Annotated in this window: 18 protein-coding genes; 11 read left to right on the top strand and 7 right to left on the bottom strand. The window is 72.1% G+C overall.

Annotation, left to right across the window (positions count from 1 at the left end):
- Nucleotides 1–15: 15 nt before the first annotated feature.
- The 5 genes from ABLM29_RS16830 to ABLM29_RS16810 form a co-directional block, all read right to left on the bottom strand.
- Complete coding sequence (locus ABLM29_RS16830) at nucleotides 16–1,173, bottom strand: sulfotransferase family protein (RefSeq protein WP_349715432.1); 1,158 nt, start codon at nucleotides 1,171–1,173, stop codon at nucleotides 16–18.
- Between the two features lie 16 nt (nucleotides 1,174–1,189).
- Nucleotides 1,190–1,987, bottom strand: coding sequence for an SDR family oxidoreductase (locus tag ABLM29_RS16825; protein ID WP_349715431.1), 798 nt, complete (start codon nucleotides 1,985–1,987; stop codon nucleotides 1,190–1,192).
- A gap of 129 nt (nucleotides 1,988–2,116) precedes the next feature.
- Entirely contained in the window at nucleotides 2,117–2,998 is an 882-nt protein-coding gene (locus ABLM29_RS16820) for an alpha/beta fold hydrolase (protein ID WP_349715430.1), read from the bottom strand.
- A gap of 126 nt (nucleotides 2,999–3,124) precedes the next feature.
- Nucleotides 3,125–4,306, bottom strand: coding sequence for a hypothetical protein (locus ABLM29_RS16815; protein WP_349715429.1), 1,182 nt, complete (start codon nucleotides 4,304–4,306; stop codon nucleotides 3,125–3,127).
- Nucleotides 4,303–5,181, bottom strand: coding sequence for a TIGR03619 family F420-dependent LLM class oxidoreductase (locus tag ABLM29_RS16810; protein WP_349715427.1), 879 nt, complete (start codon nucleotides 5,179–5,181; stop codon nucleotides 4,303–4,305). The genes ABLM29_RS16815 and ABLM29_RS16810 overlap by 4 nt, the downstream gene beginning before the upstream one ends.
- A gap of 47 nt (nucleotides 5,182–5,228) precedes the next feature.
- On the opposite strand from ABLM29_RS16810, the gene ABLM29_RS16805 reads away from it, so the two are divergent.
- The 3 genes from ABLM29_RS16805 (at nucleotide 5,229) to ABLM29_RS16795 (ending at nucleotide 6,831) form a co-directional block, all read left to right on the top strand.
- Entirely contained in the window at nucleotides 5,229–5,714 is a 486-nt protein-coding gene (locus ABLM29_RS16805; protein ID WP_349715426.1) for a nitroreductase family deazaflavin-dependent oxidoreductase, read from the top strand.
- An 18-nt stretch (nucleotides 5,715–5,732) separates the two neighbouring features.
- A complete protein-coding gene (locus ABLM29_RS16800; RefSeq protein WP_349715424.1) occupies nucleotides 5,733–6,164 on the top strand; it encodes a nuclear transport factor 2 family protein in 432 nt (143 codons plus the stop codon).
- Between the two features lie 82 nt (nucleotides 6,165–6,246).
- The gene (locus ABLM29_RS16795; RefSeq protein WP_349715423.1) at nucleotides 6,247–6,831 is read left to right on the top strand and encodes a hypothetical protein; all 585 of its coding nucleotides are present in this window, start codon (nucleotides 6,247–6,249) and stop codon (nucleotides 6,829–6,831) included.
- A 134-nt stretch (nucleotides 6,832–6,965) separates the two neighbouring features.
- On the opposite strand, the gene ABLM29_RS16790 is transcribed toward ABLM29_RS16795, so the two are convergent.
- On the bottom strand, nucleotides 6,966–7,829 hold the full coding sequence (locus ABLM29_RS16790; protein WP_349715421.1) for an aldo/keto reductase: 864 nt from the start codon (nucleotides 7,827–7,829) through the stop codon (nucleotides 6,966–6,968).
- Nucleotides 7,830–8,026: 197 nt separating this feature from the next.
- Here ABLM29_RS16790 and dnaK point away from each other — a divergent pair, with 197 nt between their 5' ends.
- The 6 genes from dnaK to ABLM29_RS16760 all read left to right on the top strand — a co-directional run bounded on the left by dnaK (nucleotide 8,027) and on the right by ABLM29_RS16760 (nucleotide 14,800).
- Complete coding sequence (gene dnaK, locus ABLM29_RS16785) at nucleotides 8,027–9,886, top strand: molecular chaperone DnaK (protein WP_349715419.1); 1,860 nt, start codon at nucleotides 8,027–8,029, stop codon at nucleotides 9,884–9,886.
- Nucleotides 9,883–10,482 (top strand): nucleotide exchange factor GrpE, encoded by a 600-nt coding sequence (gene grpE / locus ABLM29_RS16780; RefSeq protein ID WP_349715417.1) that lies wholly within the window; start codon nucleotides 9,883–9,885, stop codon nucleotides 10,480–10,482. Before dnaK ends, grpE begins: the two co-directional genes overlap by 4 nt.
- Before the next feature lie 149 nt (nucleotides 10,483–10,631).
- On the top strand, nucleotides 10,632–11,825 hold the full coding sequence (gene dnaJ, locus ABLM29_RS16775) for a molecular chaperone DnaJ (protein ID WP_349715416.1): 1,194 nt from the start codon (nucleotides 10,632–10,634) through the stop codon (nucleotides 11,823–11,825).
- Nucleotides 11,822–12,265 (top strand): heat shock protein transcriptional repressor HspR, encoded by a 444-nt coding sequence (locus ABLM29_RS16770; protein ID WP_349715415.1) that lies wholly within the window; start codon nucleotides 11,822–11,824, stop codon nucleotides 12,263–12,265. The genes dnaJ and ABLM29_RS16770 overlap by 4 nt, the downstream gene beginning before the upstream one ends.
- A gap of 259 nt (nucleotides 12,266–12,524) precedes the next feature.
- Nucleotides 12,525–13,844, top strand: coding sequence for a DUF445 domain-containing protein (locus ABLM29_RS16765; RefSeq protein WP_349715414.1), 1,320 nt, complete (start codon nucleotides 12,525–12,527; stop codon nucleotides 13,842–13,844).
- A gap of 26 nt (nucleotides 13,845–13,870) precedes the next feature.
- The gene (locus ABLM29_RS16760) at nucleotides 13,871–14,800 is read left to right on the top strand and encodes an Abi-alpha family protein (protein ID WP_349715413.1); all 930 of its coding nucleotides are present in this window, start codon (nucleotides 13,871–13,873) and stop codon (nucleotides 14,798–14,800) included.
- A 24-nt stretch (nucleotides 14,801–14,824) separates the two neighbouring features.
- On the opposite strand, the gene ABLM29_RS16755 is transcribed toward ABLM29_RS16760, so the two are convergent.
- Nucleotides 14,825–17,101 carry a SpoIIE family protein phosphatase gene (locus tag ABLM29_RS16755; protein WP_349715412.1) on the bottom strand — a complete coding sequence of 759 codons (2,277 nt, stop codon included), beginning with the start codon at nucleotides 17,099–17,101 and terminating at the stop codon, nucleotides 14,825–14,827.
- Between the two features lie 244 nt (nucleotides 17,102–17,345).
- Here ABLM29_RS16755 and clpB point away from each other — a divergent pair, with 244 nt between their 5' ends.
- Both clpB and ABLM29_RS16745 read left to right on the top strand, forming a co-directional pair.
- Nucleotides 17,346–19,937, top strand: a complete 2,592-nt coding sequence (gene clpB, locus ABLM29_RS16750) for an ATP-dependent chaperone ClpB (protein ID WP_349715411.1) — start codon at nucleotides 17,346–17,348, stop codon at nucleotides 19,935–19,937.
- A gap of 195 nt (nucleotides 19,938–20,132) precedes the next feature.
- On the top strand, nucleotides 20,133–20,663 hold a 531-nt coding region (locus tag ABLM29_RS16745), incomplete at its 3' end, for a hypothetical protein (RefSeq protein WP_349715410.1).

Below are 20,663 nucleotides of genomic sequence, written 5' to 3'. Positions count from 1 at the left end.
GCAGAGCGCGGGAGCTCAGCGCTCGAAGGCCGCCCGCACGTCGTCCTCGGTCAGGCCGTAGTCGGCCAGGTCGTAGCGGTGCGACGGCCGCCGCGGCCCGCTGCGCGACTCCTCGTCGAGGCGCCGCACGGCCCCCTGCGCCGCCGGGCTCCAGGTCAGGCCGAAGGCGTCGTAGATGCCGCCGACGGTGCCGACCGGGTCCTGCACGAAGGCGCGGTAGTCGACGTCGACGAACTGGCTCTCGTCGTACTTCGGCCGGGCCTGCCAGAAGGCGTGCCACTGCCGGGTGAGGTGGCCGAGCTGGTCGCGGCCCAGGGTCTCCCCGACGAACGTCGTCGAGTGGCCGGCGGTGGCCTCCGCCGACAACGAGCATGCCGAGGCGACCGAGGTGATCGGGTCGCGCTGGGTCATGACGACCAGCGCGTCGGGGTACACCTCCATCAGCGCGTCCAGGGCGATCAGGTGCGAGGGGTTCTTGAGCACCCAGCGCTTGTCGGTGTCGTTGAGCCCGATGAGCTGCAGGTTCTCCTTGTGCCGCAGGTAGGCGTCGGTCCAGTCCTGGGACGCCAGCCAGTCGGAGTACCGCGGCACGTGGGCCAGCGACTCGAAGCCGATCGACCTGCCGGTCTGGCGCAGCACCCGCCAGCACTCCTCCGGCTCGGCGGCGTCGGAGTAGTGGATCCCCATGAACTCGGGGTTCGTCACGTGGTGCTCGGCGAACGCCGCCTGCATCGCGGAGAAGATCGGGTCGTCGTCCCAGGTCTCGCGCGGCGGTCGCGGCTGCGGGAACTCGGTGAGCCACATCTCCAGCCCCTGGTGCGCGGGGTCCGCGCAGAGCAGGCGGCTCAGGGCCGTCGTACCGGTCCGGGGGAGGCCGACCACGAAGATCGGGCGCTCGATCGCCACGTCGGCGTGCTCGGGGAACTCGGTGAACCTCGCCTGGGTGAGCAGCCGGGCGACCAGCGCGCTCTTCACCTGCGAGCGCATGAAGTAGTTGCCGACCCCGGTCAGCCCGGCCTCCGGCGAGGAGAGGTCGTCGACGAGGACACGGAACGCCTCCTCGTGCCCGTCCGCCCCCGGGTCGCCGAAGTCGGTCAGCCCGGTCGTCCGGGTCGCCGCCGCGCAGATGTCCTCGAAGGTGCCGACGTCGGCGCGCTCGCGGGGTCCGCTCATGTGCGTGCCTCCCTGCTCAGTTGTCGTGGAACTCGCCGCAGTCGACGTTGAGCATCACGCCGGTCACCGCGGAGGCGAGGTCGCTGGCGAGGAAGAGCGCCGCCTGGGCGACCTCGTCGGGGGTGGCGAGCCGCTTGAGGTCGGTCGGCGCCGCCTTCTCGGCGTACACCTCCTCGTGGGTGCGGCCCGACTCCGAGGCCAGCCAGTCGAAGTACGCCTTGTTGACGTCCTCGTAGATGTAGGAGGGCGCGACGCTGTTGACCCGGATGCCGCGCGGGCCGAGCTCGGTGGCGAGCGAGGAGGCGAGGTGGGCCAGCGTGCCCTTGGAGAGCTTGTAGCCGGAGTACTCCGGCTGGCTGCTGTAGACGACGCAGGAGTTGAGCATGATGATCGAGCCGCCCGGCTTCTCCGGGGTCGCGGCGAGCGCGTCGGCGAAGAGCGACGAGAGCCGCAGCGGGGCGAAGACGTTGGTCTCCTGCGCGGCACGCAGCCCGTCCAGGCCGAGGGTGCCGACCGGGTCCATCGGCGGGATCGCGAACGCGTTGTTGATCAGGCAGTCGACCCGGCCGAACTCGTCGAGGGCCTTGTCGACCAGGGCCTTGCGCTGGTCCTCGTCGGTGATGTCGGTCGGCACGACGAGGGCGCGGCGGCCGTGGCTGCGGACCACCTCCGCCATCTTCTCCAGCCGCTTCTCGGTGCGGCTGACGAGCACCAGGTCGGCACCCATCCGGGCGGCCTCCTCGCCGAGCGCACGGCCGAGGCCGGGCCCGACACCGGAGAGGACGACGACTTTGTCGGTCAGCAGGTCCACCATGGCGGACAGGCTAGAACGTGTTTCAGTTTTTGGCCATGGGGGTGTCCCGGTGTGCGGGGGTGGGTCGTGTGCCTGAGGCATCGCCATGGCGGGGCGTGGGGCACACGACCCCGTGGCGGCGCGGGTGCGTCAGCGAGGGAGGTGCGGCACCAGCTCGTCGAGCATCCGGCCGAACGAGGCCACCACGATCGACAGGTGGCCCTCGCCGGGCTCGAGGTGCGGCACGACGCCGGGGATGTTCTCGGCCAGCCACTCGCCGTGGTGGAACGGGACCATCAGGTCCTCGGTGCCCTGCCACAGGTACGTCGGCACGCGGATGTCGGAGAGCTCGAAGCCCCAGTGCTTGGTGAACGCCAGGTCGTCGTCCATCCAGCCGTACAGCTCCTGCACCCCGCCCTGGAGGTTGCGGATCACGTCCTCGCCGACCTCGGCGGTCAGCACCTTGCGATCGACGTCCGGCAGCAGGCTGTCGAGGGTCTTGATCACGCCCGCGGCGTCGGCCTCGATGATCCCCTCGCGGTCCTTCTGGAGGAACGGCAGCAGCGCCTCCTCGCCCTGGAGGGCGAGGGTGAACTCCTCGACGTTGTCCGCGCCCATGCCGTCGAGGAACGATTCCTCCTGGCCGGCGAACGGCTTCACGCAGCACACCGCGAGCACGGCGAGCACCCGGTCGGGGAGGCCCGCGCCGGTCGCCAGTGCGTGCGGCCCGCCGCCGGAGCCGCCGCCGGTGAGGATCTTGTCGGCGCCGAGGTGGTCGGCGATCGCCTCCACGTCCGCGGCGATGTCGGCGACCGTGCGGCCCTTGTTGCGGGTCGAGCCCGCGGCGCCGGCGCGGCTGTAGGAGACGTAGCGCAGGCCGTGCTCGGCGAGCTTCCGCGCCTTGTCGCCCGACTGGTAGCTGCAGCCCGGGGTGCCGTGGTGCCAGACGAACGGCACCCCGTCCTCGGGGCCGGACACCTGCACGTCCAGCACGCGTCCGTCGGGCAGGTCCAGCGCGATGCGGTCAGCCATGGTCCCGAGCATGCCAGACCGGGTTCGGCGTGGGGAGTGTGCGCTGGGCGGGGTCGTGTGCCCGAGGCATCGTCATGCCGGGGTCTGGGGCACACGACCCCGGCGCGGTGCGGGAGGGCTGGCCCGTCAGGAGATCATCCGGCGCGCCACGGCACGCTGCCGGGCGGCGATCCGCCCGGCGTACTCCTCCTCCGACAGCGCCCGCGCCCCGGGCAGCAGGCCCGGCACGTCGGCGACCTTGACCACCTCGACGGTCGGCCCGTCCGCGGCGGTCAGGTCGCGGGTCAGCTGCTGCCAGCGCAGCATCACCGCCCCGGTGCGGTGGCCGGTGGTCTCCAGCCAGTTCGCGATCGGCGCGCCGCCGGGGCCCGGCGGGCGCTCGGAGACCACGAACCGCATCACCCCGTCGTCGTCGGCGACCGCCTGGGCCTTGGTCAGCGACGTCTGGTGGGTCTCGTAGTCGGTCGAGGCGTACCAGTCCGACCCGATCTGGATCGCCTGGTAGGTGCAGTCCTCGCAGCGCGGGACGCTGACGACCATCGCCTCGTCCTCGTCCAGCTCGTAGTGCCCGATCGAGGAGAACTGCGACGACAGCCCGCCCGGCGTGGACGCCGGCACGGTCAGGGTGTTGACGGGCTCCTTGTACTGGAAGAAGTGGGGGAAGGCGAACCAGGTCCGGATCGAGCCGACCAGTGACCGGGCGGCCACCTCGTACTTCTTCGCCAGCGCCTCCCGCGTCGGCTCCCGACGGGGCCTCCCGACCGTGTCGGCGCGCTCGATGGTCAGCGTGCCCCGCGCCTCGTTCTCCCAGTCGTTGAAGACCTCCCGCACGATCAGGGTCTTCGCGCCGGGCTCGGCCGTGTAGGAGAACTCGAAGGTCCCGTCCTCGGCGACGTCGAGCTCGCGCTCGTCGAACGCCATCAGCGAGGTCGCCGCGGAGTCCGCGCTGTAGCTCCCGCCCATCACCTGGAACGACAGGTCGGCCGACGTGCCGCGCACGCCCCGGACGACGTAGTCGACGCCCTCGCGCAGGTAGGCGTGGAAGTAGATCGCGTCCGGGTTGTCCAGGCCCTGGCGCGAGAACTGGTGGGTCGGGTTGATGAAGAGGGGCCGCTCCAGGTCGTAGTCGAACGCGGTCTGCATCGCCATCCGGATCCGCCCGGCGAGGTAGTCGTAGCCCTCCAGGCGGTCCGCTTCGGTGCGGATGAACGGCGCGTTCGCGATCAGCTCCTCCGCCTCCGCGATCGCCTCCTGCAGCGGGGCGGTGAGGCCGTACGCCGCGCTCGCCCCGCCCGGCCCGTCGCTCATCCGTCGACCTTGGCGATCACGTTCTCGGCGTACTGCTCGAGGTGCTTGACCTTGGTCTCCAGCGGCTCGGTGTCGGGGCCCTTCACGTAGGGGACCCGGAACCCGACGATGCAGTCGGTGACGCCCTTGTCCTCCAGGCGCTTGACGCCGTCGACGGTGTAGGCGTCGTAGGAGATGACGTGGACCTGGAAGTCGTCCCGGGTGTCGCCCTCCTCCGTGCGGATCTCGGCCAGGCGGGTGAGCAGCCGGTCCAGCTCCTCGCCGTCGCCGCCGGCGTGCATCCAGCCGTCGCCCTTGCGCACCGCGCGGCGCAGCGCGGCGTCGGAGTGGCCGCCGACGAGCAGCGGGATCGGCTCGGTCGGCGCGGGGCACTGCTGGAGGGGCTCGAAGTCGTAGAACTCCCCGGAGTAGCCGAAGAACTCGCCCGAGGTGAGGCCGCGCAGGATGTCCATGCACTCGTCCATCCGCTTGCCGCGCCGCTCCCACGGCACGCCCAGCGCTGCGAAGTCCTCGGGCCACGGGGAGAGCCCCACGCCCAGGCCGAGCCGGTTGTCGGAGAGGAACGCCAGCGAGGAGGCCTGCTTGGCGACCAGGACCGGTGGCCGCACGGGGAGCTTGAGCACGAACGGGGTCAGCCGCAGCCGCTCGGTCACCGCGAACAGGTGGGCGCAGAGGATGAAGGTCTCGATGAACTCCTTGCCCTCCAGGAACTCCCGGTCGCCGGTGTCGGTGTAGGGGTACTTGGAGTCGGACTCCTTCGGGTAGATCAGGCTGTCGGCCACCGACATCGAGGTGTAGCCGGCCGCCTCGCACGCCTGGGCCAGCGGTGCGTAGTACTTCGCCTGGGTCATGCCCTCCGCATACGTGAATCGCATGGTCCGCACACTAGAACGCGTTCTAGATTTCTGCCACAGTGAGTCCCATGGCGCTGAAGGAGAAGCCCGAGGGGCTGGACAAGCCGATCGTCGGGAAGATCATCAAGTACGGCGCCAAGGCCAACGTCGCGGTCTTCCGGTTGACCAACGGGCGGATCGGGTCGAAGTGGCGGATCGGCGCCGGCTGGAGGAAGCCCGTGCCGATGCTGCTGCTCGACCACGTGGGCCGGAGGAGCGGCCAGGAGTTCACGACGCCGCTGCTCTACATGCCCCACGGCGACGACGTGGTGATCGTGGCCTCCCAGGGCGGGCTGCCCAAGAACCCGCAGTGGTACTACAACCTGACGGCGCACCCGGACGCCACCATCCACCTCAAGGGCGAGCGGGGGCGGGCGGTCCGCGCCCGCGTCGCCGGCCCCGACGAGAAGGCGGTGCTGTGGCCGCTGCTGGTCGAGGTGTACGCCGACTTCGACTCCTACCAGTCGTGGACGGATCGTGAGATCCCGGTGGTCGTCCTCGAGCCGCGCGGCTGAGGCGGCAGACTGCCGCCCATGGACCTCGACGAGCTGATCGACCGCACCGAGATCACCGATGCGCTGCACCGCTACACCGTGGCCGTGGACACGGGCGAGTGGGACCGGCTGGACACGGTGTTCACCGCGGACGCCCGGATCGACTACACCGAGTCCGGCGGCATCGCGGCCACCTACCCCGAGGTCAAGGCGTGGCTCGCCGAGGCGCTGCCGGCGTTCTCGGCCAAGCGGATGCACACGCTCGGCCAGGTGGTGATCGCCTTCGGCAGCCCCCGCGAGGAGGCGAAGGTGACGGCGTACTTCCACAACCCGATGATGGTCGCGGACGGCAAGGGCGGCACCCGGCTGGTCGAGGTCGGCGGGCTGTACCACCACTCCTTCGTGCGCACCGACGCCGGCTGGAGGTCGCGGCGCCTGCACGAGCAGACCGTCTGGACCCGCGGATTCTGAGGTGAGCTCCCTGATCCCGGGCCCGCCCCGCCCGGAGGCCGACCGGTTTGTCCCCGACGGGGAGCTCACGGAGAATGGCCCGGTGAGCGACGAGCAGCCCAGGTCCGAAGGCGTTCACCGGCCCCTGCTCGAGGGTCTGGTGGCGATGGTCGCCGTCGCCCTGACCGTCGGCCTGATCATGGCCGGCGCCGCGCTCTTCGCCAGCCGGTTCCTCGGCCTCGGCGGCCCCACCGCCGGCGCCGCCTCCACCGAGCGGGAGTCGATGGTCATCCCGCGCCCGGAGCGGACCAGCGACCCCACCGGACCGCTGGTCACCCTGCACACCCAGGCGCCCGAGAAGAAGGCGAAGCAGGAGAAGTCCGACTCCGCGGAGAAGAAGGAGAAGAAGGCGGAGAAGAAGGCGATCACCCTCTCCGCCAACCAGTCCACCGTCTCCAGCTTCGGCCGGATCGACCTCACCGGGATCTACCCCGGCGGCGAGGGCGCCGTGCTGCAGGTGCAGCGGTTCGAGTCCGGCAAGTGGGCCGACTTCGAGGCGACCATCCCCGTCAGCGGGGAGACCTTCTCCACCTACGTGCAGACCGGTGTCAGCGGCGTCAACCGCTTCCGCGTCCTCGACCGGTCGACCGGCAAGGCGTCCAACGAGGTGCGCATCACGGTGCAGTAGGCGCCGTTGCAGTGGGGTCGGTGCCGGGGTTGGGGGGGTAGTCCCTGACGAAAAGCACCCGAAACCGACGTTTTCACGTGCTTTTCGTCAGGGACTACCCGCCCTCCGGCGGCCGCGCCCCGCGTGACGGAAGGTCAATCGGGGATCCAGTCGAAGGTGTCGGGGTTCGGCCCCTGGCGCCCCGCCTCGCCACGGTCCAGGGCCGAGATCGCGGCGACCTGGTCGGGGGTGAGGGTGAAGTCGGTGACCGCGATGTTCTCGGCCATCCGGTCGGCGTGCATGGTCTTGGGGAAGACGATGTCGCCGCGCTCGAGGTGCCAGCGCAGCGTCACCTGCGACGGCGTGCGCCCCAGCTCGTCGGCGATCCGGGTGACCACGGGGTCGGTGAGCACCTCCCCGCGGGCGATCGGCGACCAGGCCTCCACCAGCGCGCCGTGGCCGCGGGTGGCCATCCGGGCGGTGTCGTTGGCGAAGTAGGGGTGCGCCTCGATCTGGTTCACCGCCGGCACCGCACCGGTCGCGGCGATGATCCGCTCCAGGTGGTCGGGCTGGAAGTTCGAGACGCCGACGGACCGGGTGCCGCCCTCGGCCGCCAGCTCCAGCATCGCCTCCCAGGTCGAGACGTAGTCGCCGTCGTACCTGGTCGGCAGGGGCCAGTGGATGAGGAACAGGTCCACGCGGTCCAGGCCGAGGCGGTCCAGGGAGGCGGCGAAGCTGCTGCGCACGTCGGCCGGGCGGTGGAAGGTGTTGTTGAGCTTGGTGGTCACGTAGATCTCGTCGCGCGGGAGGCCGGACGCGGCGATCGCGGCGCCGACGCCGGCCTCGTTGCCGTACATCTGCGCGGTGTCGATGTGCCGGTAGCCGGCGGCCAGCGCCTGGCCGACCACCTCGGCGGCGTCGGCCGGGGGGACCTGGTAGGACCCGAAGCCGACCTGCGGGATCGAGGAGCCGTCGTTCAGGGACAGCCGCGGCATCGCGGTCTCGGAGGGGTTGCTCATGCGCGCAGCCTTCCCTGCCGGCGGCGATCGACGCCTCCGGCCGGCGGAAAAGATCGTTCCCGTCGGCGGGAACAAACCCGGATGTGCGGGCGGTTGGACCCTGTGTCAGACTTGAGTCGAATCGACGCAACTTTCTTGATTCGAAATCCCAGAGCAGAGCCGCGGGGCAGGGATGCCGCCGCGAAGGAGGAGCAGAAATGGCACGTGCTGTCGGCATCGACCTCGGTACGACGAACAGCGTCGTAGCAGTCCTCGAGGGCGGCGAGCCCACCGTCATCGCCAACGCCGAGGGCGCTCGCACCACCCCGTCGGTGGTCGCGTTCTCCAAGGGTGGCGAGGTCCTGGTGGGCGAGGTCGCCAAGCGCCAGGCGGTCACCAACGTGGACCGCACCATCAAGTCCGTCAAGCGCCACATGGGCACCGACTGGTCCCAGCACATCGGCGACCCGGTGGACAAGGACTTCACCCCGCAGCAGATCTCGGCGTTCATCCTGCAGAAGCTGAAGCGGGACGCCGAGGCCTACCTGGGCGAGACCGTCACCGACGCGGTGATCACCGTGCCGGCGTACTTCTCCGACGCCCAGCGCCAGGCCACCAAGGAGGCCGGCGAGATCGCGGGCCTGAAGGTCCAGCGGATCGTCAACGAGCCCACCGCGGCCGCGCTGGCCTACGGCCTCGACAAGGGCGACGACCAGACCATCCTCGTCTTCGACCTCGGTGGCGGCACCTTCGACGTGTCCCTCCTGGAGATCGGCGAGGGCGTCGTCGAGGTGAAGGCCACCAGCGGTGACAACCACCTCGGTGGCGACGACTGGGACAACGCGGTCGTCGGCTGGATGGTCGCCAAGTTCAAGAACGCCAACGGCGTGGACCTGTCCGCGGACAAGATCGCCGCGCAGCGCCTCCAGGAGGCCGCGGAGAAGGCGAAGATCGAGCTCTCGTCCTCGAGCGAGACCACGATCCACCTGCCCTACATCACCCACGGCGAGTCCGGCCCGCTGCACTTCGAGGAGCGGCTGACCCGCTCGGAGTTCCAGAAGCTCACCGCAGACCTGCTCGAGCGCACCAAGGTGCCGTTCCAGAACGTCCTCAAGGACGCCGGCGTGAAGGTCGCCGACATCGACCACGTGGTCCTGGTCGGCGGCTCGACCCGGATGCCCGCGGTCACCGAGGTCGTCAAGGACCTGCTCGGCGGCAAGGAGCCCAACAAGGGCGTCAACCCCGACGAGGTCGTCGCGGTCGGTGCCGCGCTGCAGGCCGGCGTGCTCGCCGGTGAGGTCAAGGACGTGCTGCTCCTCGACGTCACCCCGCTCTCGCTCGGCATCGAGACCAAGGGCGGCGTGATGACCACCCTGATCGAGCGCAACACCACCATCCCGACCAAGCGCAGCGAGATCTTCACGACCGCCGACGACAACCAGCCGTCGGTGGAGATCAAGGTCGCGCAGGGTGAGCGCTCCATCTGGGCCGAGAACCAGCCGCTGGGCAACTTCGAGCTGACCGGCCTCCCGCCGGCCCCGCGCGGCGTGCCGAAGATCGAGGTCACCTTCGACATCGACGCCAACGGCATCGTGCACGTCTCCGCCAAGGACCAGGCCTCGGGCCGCGAGCAGTCGATGACCATCTCCGGCGGCAGCGCGCTGTCGAAGGACGACATCGACCGCATGGTCAAGGACGCCGAGAAGTTCGCCGAGGAGGACGCCAAGCGTCGCGAGGCCGTCGAGGTCCGCAACCAGGGCGACCAGCTGGTCTACACGACCGAGAAGTTCCTCACCGACAACGGCGACAAGATCCCGGACGACGTGAAGACCGAGGTCACCGCCGACGTCGACGCGCTGAAGAAGGCGCTCGAGGACACCGAGGCCGACACCGACACGCTGACCGCCGCGATCACCAAGCTCGGTGAGTCCAGCCAGAAGATGGGCGCCGCGATGTACGCCGCCGCCGAGGCCGACGCCTCCGCGGCCGGTGGCACCACCGGCGCCACCGGTGAGGCCGACGACGACGTCGTCGAGGCGGAGATCATCGACGACGAGGGCGACGGGACCGAGAAGTGACCGCGCCGGGCGAGGACGCCGCCGCGACCCACCCGCCCACGGCCTCCGAGCACGACCCGGAGACCAGCGGCGTGGACAACTGGGTCGAGGAGGGCGGCCCGCTGGAGCCGCAGGACGTCGCCGAGGTCGAGGCCTCGGTGACGCCCGAGGCGGTCGAGGAGCCGCTCTCCGTGGCCGAGCAGGCGCTCGCCGAGCGGACCGCTGACCTGCAGCGGCTCCAGGCGGAGTACCTCAACTACAAGCGCCGGGTGGAGCGGGACCGCGAGCTGCTCAAGGAGAACGCGACCTACGCCGCGCTCGCCCCGATCGTCGAGGTGCTCGACACCATCGACCGGGCCCGCGAGCACGAGCCGCTCGACGGCGGCTTCAAGGCCGTCGCCGAGCAGCTCGAGCGGACCGTCACCGGCCTCGGCCTGGTGAAGTTCGGCGCCGCCGGCGACGCGTTCGACCCGATGGTGCACGAGGCGCTCTCGCACATGGGCACCGACGCCGAGGTCGAGGTGACCACCGTGAAGGTGATCGCCAAGGCCGGCTACAAGATCGGCGACCGGGTCGTGCGCGCCGCGCAGGTGCTGGTCGTCGACCCCGAGGCCTGAGCCTCCCGGCATCACCGCAGGACCCGGCCCCCGTGGCCGAATGAACCGGTGGTCCCGGCCCCGCCCGGGCCGGGACCACCGGACGGCCCGCCGACAGGTGGGCCCCACGATCATCAGCAGCACACCGGAGAGAGGGAGGGAGGGCAGCGATGAGTGACCCGACCGAGGGCATGCGCGCCGACTGGGCCAACAAGGACTTCTACGCCGAGCTCGGCGTCACCAAGGGCGCCAGCGCGGACGAGATCAAGAAGGCCTACCGCAAGCTCGCCCGGGAGAACCACCCCGACTCCCACCCCGACCCCGAGCACCACGAGAAGTTCAAGCGGGTCGCCGAGGCGTACGACGTCATCGGCGACGCCGAGAAGCGCAAGAAGTACGACCAGGCCCGCGAGCTCTTCGCCGGCGGCGGCTTCGGAGCCCGCGGCCCGGGCGGCCCCGGTGGCGCCGGCGGCTTCAACCTCGACGACCTCCTCCGCGAGCGCTCCGGCGGCGGGGGCGGCGGTGGCTTCGGCGACCTGTTCGGCGACCTGTTCGGCGGCGGCGGGGGCGGCGGCTTCGGTGGCCGGCGCCAGCAGCGCGGTGTCCGCGGCCCCGACCTCGAGACCACCGCGACCATCGGCTTCACCGACGCGCTGGAGGGGGTCACCGTCTCCCTGCGCGTCTCCTCCGAGGGCGCCTGCCCGACCTGCTCGGGCACCGGCGGCAAGCCCGGCACCCGGCCGCACATGTGCGCCACCTGCGACGGCACCGGCTACGTCACCGCCTCCGTCGGCGGCGCGTTCTCGATGAACGAGACCTGCCCCGCCTGCGGTGGCCGCCAGCTCGTCTACGACGAGCCGTGCCCCACCTGCCACGGCACCGGCACCGGCCGCAACGCGCGCACCATCCAGGCCAAGATCCCCGCGGGGGTCAAGGACGGCCAGCGGATCCGGCTGCGCGGCAAGGGCGGCGCCGGCCAGAACGGCGGCCCTGCCGGCGACCTCTACGTCACCGTGAAGGTGTCGGGCCACCGGATCTTCGGCCGCAAGGGCGAGCACCTGACCGTCGACGTACCGGTGTCGTTCCCGGAGCTCGCGCTCGGCGCCGAGGTCAAGGTGCCGACGCTCGGCGGCGCCCCGGTCACGCTCCGGATCCCCGCCGGCACCCCGGACGGGCGCACCTTCCGCGTCCGCGGCAAGGGCGCCCCCGGCAAGGACGGCAAGCACGGCGACCTGCTGGCCACCGTCCAGGTCCAGGTGCCCGCCTCGCTCAGCGAGGAGGCGCGGACCGCGCTGGAGGCCTACGCCGCCGCGACCGCGAGCGCGCCGCTGCGCGCCAACCTGTTCCGGGACGGCTCGGCATGACCGGGCGGCGCGGTCACCTCGGTGGCGAGCCCCTGACCCCGCAGGCGGCCGTCTACGTGATCAGCGTCGCCGCCGAGCTCAGCGGCCTGCACCCGCAGACCCTGCGCACCTACGAGCGGCTCGGGCTGATCACCCCCGGCCGGACCGGCGGGGGCGGTCGCCGCTACTCCTACGCCGACATCGAGCGGCTGCGCGAGATCGCCGACCTCACCGCGGCCGGCATCGGCATCGAGGGCGTACGCCGGATCCTCGACCTCGAGCGCGCCGTGCAGGCCGTCCAGGCCCGCAACGAGGAGCTCGTCGCCGAGCTCGAGGCGACCCGCGAGGCGCTGCGCCAGGCGCTGGCCCAGCAGCCGCCCGCCCAGCCCGCCAGCCGCCTGCCCGCGCTGCGCACGCCGCCGCCGGGGCAGTCGCTCGTGATCTGGCGGCGTGGGGGCTGAGGGGCTCTTGGTGGGGGGGTGTCGGAATCACCGGTCGACCGGTGATTCGGTCGCTTGACAGGCACTGCAACGCCCGACAAGCGACTGAACTGCCTGTCCGCCGGTGACAGTGGGGCGCGTGGTGCACCCCACCCGCTGTGACCCGCCAGACCCGGTCCGGTGCCCGGATCGCCCCTCCGACCCCGGCCGCACGGACTAGCCTCGGCTCCCAGAGGCAGGCCGCGATGGGGCGCGCCGCCGCGCGGACAGGGGTGCAGGCGTGGACGCCGTACTGGGCTGGCTCGCCGACTGGGCGGACCACGTCGACTGGCTCGCGTTCGTCTCCATCCCCGTCTTCACCGGCGTCGTCGGCTGGCTGATCAACTGGTCGGGCGTGTGGATGCTCTTCAACCCCCTGCGGTTCCGCGGGGTCCGGGTCCCCGGCCTGCGCGAGGTCGCGACGCTGCTGCCGCGCAAGCTGCAGGAGGTCCCCGGGATCATGGACGGCGGCCTCGGCTGGCAGGGCATCGTCCCGGCCCGCGGGGCGAAGATGGGCAGCATCGCCGTCGACAAGGTGATCGCGAAGCTCGGCACCCCGGCGGAGTTCTACGCCCGCCTCGACCCGGACGCCATCGCGGCGCACATCGTCGAGGTGTTCCGGCCCGAGGTGCCGGCGCTGGTCGACGACGTGATGCGGCGGGAACACCCGCGCCTGTGGCGGGACCTGCCGCGCCCGGTCCGCGAGGCCGTGGTGGACCGGGTCCAGGCGCAGCTGCCGAACCTGGTCGGCCGGATGACCGACGAGATCGGCGTCCACATCGACCAGCTGCTGGACCCGAAGATCATGGTGATCGACCACTTCCGGGACAACCCGGAGCTCGTCGTCCGCGTCTTCCGCGACGTCGGGAGGCGCGAGCTGGACCTGATGGTGGCGTTCGGCTTCGTCTTCGGCTTCCTGCTCGGCATCCCGGTCGCCGTCGTCGACCAGACCTGGCACATCTGGTGGCTCCTCCCGATCCTCGGTGTGGTCGTCGGGTGGACCACCAACCTGCTCGGCATGTGGCTGATCTTCGAGCCCACCGAGGAGCGGCGCGTCCTCGGCGTACGGGTCCAGGGGCTCTTCCTGCGCCGTCAGGACGAGTGCGCGGAGGAGTACGCGCGGATCATCGCCGAGGACGTGATCACGCTGGAGCGGATCGGCGACTTCCTCCTGGACGGCCCGCGCGGGGACCGCACCCGGCAGATGCTCGCCGACGCGCTGCGCCCGGCGATCGACCGCGCGGCGGGCCCGCTGCGCGGCGCGGTGCGGGTGGCGATCGGCGGCCAGAGGTTCGACAGCATCCGGGACTCCGTCGCGCTGCAGGCCGTCGACCGCACGATCACCCCGTTCCGCGACCCCGAGTTCAGCCGGCTCCAGTCGGACAGGATCCGGCTGCTGCTGGCCGAGCGGACCCGGGAGCTCCCGCCGCGGGACTTCGTGGAGATGATGCGCGCCGCCATCCGCGAGGACGAGTGGATGCTCTACGCGCACGGCGCCGTGATGGGCGCCGCCGGAGGCTTCCTCCACCTCGCGATCTTCACCACCGGCCTGGTCGGCTGAGCGGCCGACGGAGGAGATGAGCACGGATGCCTGACCGGTTCGAGGACGAGAGCGCGCCGCCGACGACGAAGCTGCCCACCCTGGTCGACCCCGTCGTCGACGCCCTGCCGGGGCTGGCCCGCGTCGCCGGGGCGGCGGCCCTGCACACCGCCGGCTGGGGCGTGCGCACGAGCGTCCGCGGCTGGATCCGGGTGGGCCGGGCCGTCGTCGACCGCGACGAGGCGACCGCGCTGGCCCACGACGTCGGCCTGTACGCCGGCCTGGCCGGCGAGCTGGCCCGGCAGATCGCCGACGGGGTGCCCGTCGGGGTCGCGCTGCAGCGCGCCGGCGAGGCGCTCGGCGGTCCCGACCCCTACGGCCCCGGCGCCGCCGCCCACGGCCACGTGCCCGGCCAGGTGGTCGCCGCGCGGCCGAGCTCGCTGCGCGAGCGCGGCGCGGACCTGCTGGCCCGCTCGCGCGACGTGTGGAGCACCGAGGACCGGCACCCGGCCTACGATCGGATCCTCGACGACCTCGCCCCCGACGAGGCCCGGATCCTCGTGCTGCTGCTCGAGCAGGGCCCGCAGCCGAGCGTCGACGTGCGCACCGGCGGCCCGATCGGGATGGTCAACAGCCAGCTGATCGCGCCGGGGCTCAACATGCTGGGCCAGCGCGCCGGCGTGCGCTACCTCGACCACGTGCCGTCGTACCTGAACAACCTGGCGCGGCTGGGCCTGGTCTGGCTGTCGAAGGAGCCGGTCCGCCGGCACGCCGAGTACCAGGTGCTCGAGGCGCAGCCCGACGTCACCGCGGCGCTGCGCGCGGTGAAGTTCGCCAAGGTGGTGCGGCGCAGCATCCACCTCACGCCGTTCGGTGAGGAGTTCTGCCGGCTGGCGCTGGTCGACGAGGCGGTCGGCGCGCGCGAGGACCTGCCCGAGCACGCGGTTCCGCCCGAGGAGGTCGCGCCCCAGCCGTGACCGGGCGCCGGCGGCCGGCCCGGGTCAGCCGGTGCGCCGGATCACGAGCACCGTGGTGTCGTCGTCCCGGGTGCCGGGCACCGACTCGATGAGCTCGGCCGCCCACCTGGCGGCCGCGTCCCGGCCCTCGGCAGGTCCGGGCTCGCCGGCCTCCCGCAGCTGTTCGAGCGACACCAGCAGGTCCCGTCCGCGGCGCTCGAACAGGCCGTCGGTGAACAGCAGCAGCGTCGCGCCGGGCGCGAGCGTCCCGGTGGCGGAGCGCGCGGCACCGAGGCCGATCCCGAGGAGGGGGCGGTGGGCGCCCTGGAGGAGGCGGCCGCGGCCGTCCTCGTACACGATCGGTGGCGGGTGCCCGGCGTTGACGAGCTCGAAGTCCCCGGTGCGGGGGTCCAGGACCAGCACCGCCGCGGAGGCGACCTGGTCGTCCATCAGCTCGTCCATCATCAGGTCGAGCAGGTCCAGGCTCTCCGTCGCACGGTGACCGGCGAACAACAGGGCGCGCAGGGCGGTGCGGACCTGGGTCATCCCGGCCACCGCCGTGACACCGTGGCCGGCGAGGTCGCCGATCGCGAACGCGACCCGCCCGTCCGCGAGCGCCAGCGAGTCCCACCAGTCGCCGCCGAGCTGGAACTCCGTCGCCGGCAGGTAGGTGGCCGCCACCTCCAGCCCCTCGACGGTGCGCGCCATGTCGGCGACCACGCTGCGCTGCAGCGACTCGGCGACCGCGACCTGCTCGCGGGCGCGGTGCAGCATCAGCCCCGCGACGTGGGTGCGCACGGAGTTCGCGATCTCGTGCTGCCACTCGGTCCAGGGGCGGCAGCGTCCCCGGACCACCTCGCGCCACTTGTCGAACGACTTGCGGGGGGAGAGCCGTACGTCCGGCCCCTCGCCCTCGTACAGCTTGGCGTTGCTGGGGTCCCCGCCCCAGTCGATCACCCGCTCGAGCTGGGGCCGGAACCAGATCACCCAGCGGTCCGCGGCGGTGCCCACGATCATCGCGCCGGCCGCCACGTCCGCGTACGCCGCGAGCTCGGGGTCCAGGTCGGCCAGGTGCGTGCTGGCGCGGGCCTCGCCGTCACCGCCCCGCAGCAGCGCGGCGATCCGCCGGATCACCGGCTCCGGCGGCACCGCGCCGCCCGTCGCCACGACGTCGTCGTAGCAGCGCGCGATGCCGGTGGCCGAGAGCAGGTGGCGCACCGCGGGCTCGTCGACCAGGGCCGCCAGGATGTCCGCCCCGGGCCGGGCCATCGCCGCCGCGATGTCGGCGAGCTCGGCCTGTGCCCGCAGCGCCTCCTCGCGCAGGTCGCTCCGCTCCCGCTCCGCCATCATCTGGGAGGCGGTCTGCCCGATGAATTCCGCCGCCGCGCGGGCGTCGTGGCTCGGTCGGTGCGGCCCCGAGTAGTGGTGGCAGGCGACGAGGCCCCAGAGGCGGCCGTCGATCACGAGGGAGATCGACATCGACGCGGTCACGCCCATGTTCGACAGGTACTCGACGTGGATCGGCGAGACGCTGCGGAGCGTGGAGAAGGAGAGGTCCAGCGGGGCGTCGGTGCCGGGGTCGAGCAGCGGCGCCAGCGGCACCGGCTCGTAGGCGATGTCGGCGATCAGCCGGATCCAGTTGACCGTGTAGAGCCGCCGCGCCTGCGCCGGGATGTCCGAGGCGGGGTAGTGCAGACCCAGGAACGGGTTGAGGTCCTCGCGACGGGCCTCGGCGACGACCTCGCCGTTCCAGTCCGGGTCGAAGCGGTAGACCATCACCCGGTCGAAGCCGGTGACCTCGCGGATCTCCCCGGCCAGCCGGTCGGCCAGCGCGGCCACGGTCCCGGCGCCGACGAGGCGCGCCATGGTGCCCCGCACGCCCTGGAACGACGGTGCGGCCCGGTCGTCGACGAGCTCCTCGAGCTCCGCGACGACCCGGTCGCCGGAGCGGTGCACGGCGATGTCGACGTGCCGCCCCCGCAGCGTGCCGGTGCCGCGAGGGTCCGCGGTCGAGGCGGGGAGCCGGATGCTGAGCGGCTCGCCGCGCTCGCCGTGCGCCCGCTCGCCGATGCGCGCCGCGACATCGGGGCCGAGCAGGTCCTCGACCGGGAGGCCGATCGCCGCGTCGCACGCGACGCCGAGCAGGCGGGCGCAGTTGGTCGACGCGACCACGACCCGACCGCCCTCGTCCATCGCCAGCAGGACTCCGTGCGGCTGGATCGCCCCCGGGATGTGGATCGGCTCGCGGTCGCACGTCGTGAGGTCGACGCTGCCGTAGGCCGGCGTGTGTCCGGCGGGGCCGGAGGGGGCGGTGTCGGTCATTTCCGGGGGACGCTAGCGGAGGGAGCGTCGCTGTTGTAGTCGGTGCAGAAAATCCCCCCGTAGGGGAGATGTCCGCGTGATGCGATCGTGATAGTGCGGCGGGCGCCGAAAGATCCTAAACTTGAGTGGAACAGACTCAACTTTCCTGATGTTGATCATGGTGACTGGCTGGCCCGCCGCCCGCGGTGGTGCTCCGGTGCCGTGCCGGTGAGGATCGTTTCCATTCGTCCAGAGGAGGGCGTCCATGTCCCAGTTCGGTGCCGACAAGTTCACGACCCGCGCCCGCGAGGCGATCGAGGCCGCCTCGGTCTCGGCGACCAGCGCCGGCCACAGCACCCTCGAGCCGATCCACCTGCTCGTCGCCCTGCTGCTGCAGGAGGGCGGCACCGCCGCCACGGTCGTGGCCAAGGCCGGCGTCGACGCCCCCACCCTGGTCCGCTCGGCCGTCGCCGAGCGCGACCGCCTGCCGTCCGCCACCGGCGCCACCGTCAAGCAGCCGGCCGCCTCGCCCGCGCTCTCCCGCGTGCTCGCCGGGGCGCTCGACCTCGCCGCGTCGATGAAGGACGACTACGTCGCCTCCGAGCACCTGCTCATCTCGCTCGCCACCGTCGACTCCTCCGCGAAGACGGTGCTCACCGCCGCCGGGCTCAGCGCCGACGCGCTCCAGGAGGCGGTCACCGCCATGCGCGGCAGCCGCCGCGTGACCAGCCAGGACGCGGAGCAGACCTACGAGGCGCTCGACAAGTACTCCGTCGACCTCACCGGCGCCGCCGAGGAGGGCCGGCTGGACCCCGTCATCGGCCGCGACGCCGAGATCCGTCGCGTGGTGCAGGTCCTGAGCCGGCGTACCAAGAACAACCCGGTGCTGATCGGCGAGCCCGGCGTCGGCAAGACCGCCGTCGTCGAGGGGCTGGCCCAGCGCGTCGTCGCCGGCGACGTCCCGGACAGCCTCAAGGGCCGCCGGGTGCTGTCGCTCGACCTGGCCGCGATGGTGGCCGGCGCCAAGTACCGCGGCGAGTTCGAGGAGCGGCTCAAGGCCGTCCTGGAGGAGATCAAGCAGGCCGAGGGCCAGGTGATCACCTTCATCGACGAGCTGCACACCGTGGTCGGCGCGGGCGCCGGCGGCGACTCGCAGATGGACGCCGGCAACATGCTCAAGCCGATGCTCGCCCGGGGCGAGCTGCACATGATCGGCGCCACCACTCTCGACGAGTACCGCGAGTCGATCGAGAAGGACCCCGCGCTGGAGCGCCGCTTCCAGCAGGTCTTCGTCGGCGAGCCCAGCGTCGAGGACACCATCCAGATCCTGCGCGGCATCCAGGAGAAGTACGAGGCCCACCACGGCGTGCGGATCACCGACGCCGCGCTGGTCGCGGCCGCCACGCTCTCCGACCGCTACATCACCGGCCGCCAGCTGCCCGACAAGGCGATCGACCTCGTCGACGAGGCCGCCTCCCGGCTGCGGATGGAGATCGAGTCCTCCCCGGAGGAGATCGACCAGCTCCGCCGCCAGGTCGACCGGCTGAAGATGGAGGAGTTCGCGCTCGCCAAGGAGTCCGACGAGGCCTCCATCGAGCGGCTGGCCGTGCTCCGCAAGGACCTCGCCGACAAGGAGGAGGAGCTGCGCGGCCTCGAGGCCCGCTGGGAGCGCGAGAAGGCGTCCCTGGAGGGCGAGGGCGAGCTGCGCCGCCAGCTCGACCAGCTGCGCAGCGAGGCCGACCGGTTCCAGCGCGAGGGCGACTTCGAGAAGGCCAGCGAGCTGCTCTACGGCCGGATCCCGGTGCTCGAGCAGCAGATCGCCGCCACCGAGAGCGCCGAGGCCGAGCTCGACCCGACCGAGAAGCTGGTCGGCGAGGAGGTCGGCGCCATCCAGGTCGCCGAGGTCGTCGAGGCCTGGACCGGCATCCCCACCGGCCGGATGCTCCAGGGCGAGATGGCCAAGCTGCTGGAGATGGAGCAGGTCATCGGCGAGCGGCTGATCGGGCAGCGGGAGGCCGTCGGCGCGGTCGCCGACGCCGTACGGCGGGCGCGGGCCGGCATCGCCGACCCGAACCGGCCCACCGGCTCGTTCCTGTTCCTCGGCCCCACCGGCGTCGGCAAGACCGAGCTGGCCAAGTCGCTGGCCGACTTCCTGTTCGACGACGAGCGGGCGATCGTCCGGATCGACATGAGCGAGTACTCCGAGAAGCACTCCGTCTCGCGGCTCGTCGGTGCCCCTCCGGGCTACGTCGGGTACGACGAGGGCGGCCAGCTCACCGAGGCGGTCCGCCGCCGCCCGTACTCGGTCGTGCTGCTGGACGAGGTTGAGAAGGCCCACCCCGAGGTCTTCGACATCCTGCTCCAGGTGCTCGACGACGGTCGGCTCACCGACGGGCAGGGCCGCACCGTCGACTTCCGGAACACGATCCTGATCCTCACCTCCAACCTCGGCTCCCAGTACCTGGTCGACCCCGGCCTGGACGAGGAGAAGAAGAAGGAGCTGGTGATGTCGGTGGTCCGGGCCTCCTTCAAGCCGGAGTTCCTCAACCGGCTCGACGAGATCGTCACCTTCGACGCCCTCGGCAAGGAGGACCTGACCCGGATCGTCGACCTGCAGCTGGAGCTGCTCGGCAAGCGTCTCTCCGCCCGCCGGATCGCGATCGAGGTCACCGACGCCGCCAGGACCTGGCTGGCCGACGTGGGCTACGACCCGGCGTACGGCGCCCGGCCGCTGCGCCGCCTGGTGCAGAGCGCGATCGGCGACCCGCTGGCGCGGATGCTGATCGGCGGCGAGGTCGCCGACGGCGGCACCGTCACCGTCGACCGGGGTGAGGACGGGCTGGTGCTCAGCGTCTGACGCGGCTCGGGCGGGTGGTTTCGAGGCTCGGCGCCGGGGCGCCTCGCACCTCAACCCACCGGGTTTCGAGGCTCGGCGCCGGGGCGCCTCGCACCTCAACCACCGACGCCGGTGGTTGAGGTGCGAGCGAAGCGAGCCTCGAAACCACCCCATGGCGAATCGGGCCCGCCTGGGGCCGTCTGGGAGAATCGGCCCATGCCGCAGGACACGTCGCAGCGCCCCTCCCAAGCCACCCTCGCCGGGTGGCTGATCATCGGGGGCTCGATCGTCCTGGTGCTGACCGCCTGGGAGCGGATCTCCTCGCTGCACACGCTCGAGGTGCAGGAGGAGCTGCAGCGGGTGCTCTCCGAGCCGCCCGTCAGCGGCACCGGCCTGACCGTCAGCTCCCTCTCGACGACGGTGCGGGTGCTCTGCATGGTGGCCGCGGGCGCCGCGACCGCCTCGACCATCCTCGGCTTCCAGGCCCTGAAGCGCTCGACCACCGCCCGGATCGTGCTCACCGGCCTGGCGCCGCTGGTACTCGTCGGCGGGTTCGCGACCGCGAGCTTCTTCGCGCCGATGGTGGTCGCCGGCATCGCGATGCTCTGGCTGCAGCCGACGCGGGACTGGTTCGCCGGTCGCCCGTGGGTGCAGAAGGCGCCGGCCGGGAAGGCCGGCCCCGGTGCGGAGCGGGGCGGTGAGCGCGGCGCCGATCGCGGCGCCGGGGAGCGCCGGCCCGACCCGTTC

It is taken from the genome of Nocardioides sp. YIM 152588, from assembly GCF_040191335.1.
Taxonomy (GTDB): domain Bacteria; phylum Actinomycetota; class Actinomycetes; order Propionibacteriales; family Nocardioidaceae; genus Nocardioides.
The sequence above is the reverse complement of the archived record's forward strand: the minus strand, read 5'-3'. Positions and strand labels throughout refer to the sequence as shown.